General features: G+C 70.3%; 3 protein-coding genes. 1 reads left to right on the top strand and 2 read right to left on the bottom strand.

The window, feature by feature from the left end; translation table 11 throughout:
- A partial coding sequence (locus WEB06_20180) for a hypothetical protein (protein MEX2557936.1) occupies positions 1 to 299 on the top strand: 299 nt, incomplete at its 5' end.
- Positions 300 to 388: 89 nt separating this feature from the next.
- On the opposite strand, the gene WEB06_20175 is transcribed toward WEB06_20180, so the two are convergent.
- Together WEB06_20175 and WEB06_20170 are read right to left on the bottom strand one after the other, a co-directional pair.
- Complete coding sequence (locus WEB06_20175) at positions 389 to 655, bottom strand: YdeI/OmpD-associated family protein (GenBank protein MEX2557935.1); 267 nt, start codon at positions 653 to 655, stop codon at positions 389 to 391.
- A gap of 77 nt (positions 656 to 732) precedes the next feature.
- A partial coding sequence (locus WEB06_20170; GenBank protein MEX2557934.1) for a choice-of-anchor B family protein occupies positions 733 to 2,499 on the bottom strand: 1,767 nt, incomplete at its 5' end.

Genomic DNA, 2,499 nt, shown 5'->3' with positions numbered 1-2,499 from the left:
GGATCCGGGGGCTGCTCCTGTGGTCGGCGGGCGACGGCTTGAGCGCGGCGTTCCCTGACATCGAGGACCTCGCAGCGTCGTGCCGGTTCCGCGACTGCGACCACGGCCCGGAGCCGCGCTGCGCGGTGCGGGGTGCGGTGGAGGGCGGCACCCTCGCCCCGGAGCGCCTCGCGAGCTACCAGAAGCTGAAGCGCGAGGTGGCGTGGGCCGACCGCGGCGCCGATCCCCTCGCCGCCGCCGAGGAGCGCCGGCGCTGGAAGCAGACCCACAAGTCGGCGAAGGGCCGCAGCCGGCCGTAGCCGGGTGCGAGGCGAGCGCTCACCTCGCCGCCACGTGCTGGAGCTGGCCTGCAGCGGGGAGCAGGTCCGGTCCGGCTGGGCAAGGACCGTTACCGGCCGGTCCGCTCGCGGTGCTTGCAGCCCGGCCAGCAGCAGGGCCGGCGCTGGCCTTCCTCCAGCTCCTCCACGGTCCGGCGGATGCGGCGTTCCCGCGTCGTCGCCTGCTTGGCATCTTCGACCCAGCAGATGAACTCGTTGCGGGCCAGCGGCGTGATGTCCGTCCAGGCAGCGAGCGCAGTGGCGTTGGCGATCAACGCCGTACGCAGGTCTCCTGGCAGCTCGTGCACCACACCGCTCGGCAGTCTCGTGACGCTCACCACGCGCACGGTAGCCCGCTCAGCTCGCCGGCTCGGAGCTCTCGCCTCCCGCGGGCGCTTCGGCGTGAAGCAGGTCGTCAGAGTGTGGGTTTCGATGCGGCGGTGGACGGGCGCCCCTTGACCACCTCGACGGGCACGTCCGCCGAGTCGTGGATTCCGCTATCGCGCAGCGAGGTGGCTGTGACAGAGAGCGACCAGCTGCCAGCACGCTCCCGACGCGGCACGGTGATGGTCACGGTGACCACCCGGGTCTCCCCCGCAGGCACCACGACTGGCTGCGGCGCGACGTCGACGACCCAGTCGTCGGGCACGCCGCCGACCGCGATGTCGAACGTGCCGCCGCGGTCGCCGTCGTTCGTGACCGTGATCTCCGCCGTGCCGCTCTCGCCGGCCCTGATCTCGACGGGACAGTTCGCGCACGCCACCGCGACGTCCTCGACGCCTGCGAGGCGCACCAGGAACAGGCCCTCCTGGCGGCCGCTGACTGCGATCGTGCCGGAGCTGAAGTACGGGTAGTTCGACCAGGTGCCGTTGAAGTCGGCCGACGGGTCGGCGTCGTCAAAGGGGAAGACGTCGAAGAACGCCACCGGCTCCAGGCGCGGGTCCTCCTCGTCGCCGACGGCGGCCACGTCGAGCACGCGCAGGCCGCTGCCGTAGTTGGACTGGTACACGAGGCCTTCGTGCACGTAGTTGTTGTGGGCGCTGGACGTGATGCCGTGGTCGTGGATGAAGTGCACCTTCGGGTCCTCGAGGTCCCTGACGTCGAGCACGATCGTCCGCGTGGTGTCGACGCCGTTGCCCTCCGTGACGACGTCGAGCTCGTCGTTGACGAGCAGGAAGGCATGGTCCTCGGTCAGCCAGCCCTGGTGGGCGTAGCTGACCGCCTCGTACCCGGTGCTGCCGAGGGTCATCGGCAGCTGCTTGTTGGTCACGTCGACGACGGTGACCTTGTTCTCCGAGGCGTTGAAGCAGACCTCCTGGCCGGAGTACCGCTCGTCGGGGCCCCGGTAGGTCACGCACTGGGTGTCGTGGACGTATGCGACCGGCGAGACGTCGGTCGCCCGCTCCCCCACCGTCCGGGCGGCCGTGCCCGGTCCGCCGTCCCGGGCGTAGCAGCCGGCGAACCGGGGGACCTGCGGATCGTTGATGTCGACGATGTGCAGCCCGGACAGGCATTGGTCCGGCACGACGCTTCCGGCGTTGCCGCCGACGATGTAGGCGAACCCCGTGTCCTCGTTGATCGCGATGTTGTGCGCCGAGTAGTTCAGCGGGTATGTCGCGTCAGGGGTGAACTGCTGCGGCTCGTCGTCGCCCACGTCACGGAGGCGGGTGAGGTCGAACACCAGCATGCCGTGGAGGTCCGACTCGCTCACGATGAACGCGTGGTCGGCGTACACCTTGATGTCGTGCCAGACGGCGTGCTCGATGCCGGGGTTCGGGACCTCGCCGAGGTAGACGGGGCTGGTGGGGTCGGTTACCCGGAAGAGCGCCGTGCCGTTGGTCTTGCCCATCATCACGTACTCGTCGCCCGTGTCCGGGTCGGTCCAGCCCCACAGGTCGCTCTGGCCGGCGCCGTCGAACTCCTCCGCCGGGACGAACGCGAGCAGGTCGATCCCGTCGCACTCGAACGGACCTGCCATGCCTCCCTGGCAGGGGATGTCGCTCATGGCCTCCAGCGGCTCACGGGTGTCGACCAGCGTGACGTTCACCGTCTCGCCCTCGACGACGGCCTTGCGGAGGGACTTTCCCGCGGAGCTCGCGATGCTGAGCACGGGGATGCCTGCCGAGGCGCTCCCGGGGGAGACGTCGTCATCGCTGTCGATCTGCACCAGCCCCATGGCGCC

Source organism: Actinomycetota bacterium (assembly GCA_040905475.1).
GTDB lineage: Bacteria > Actinomycetota > AC-67 > AC-67 > AC-67 > DATFGK01.
The sequence above is the reverse complement of the archived record's forward strand: the minus strand, read 5'-3'. Positions and strand labels throughout refer to the sequence as shown.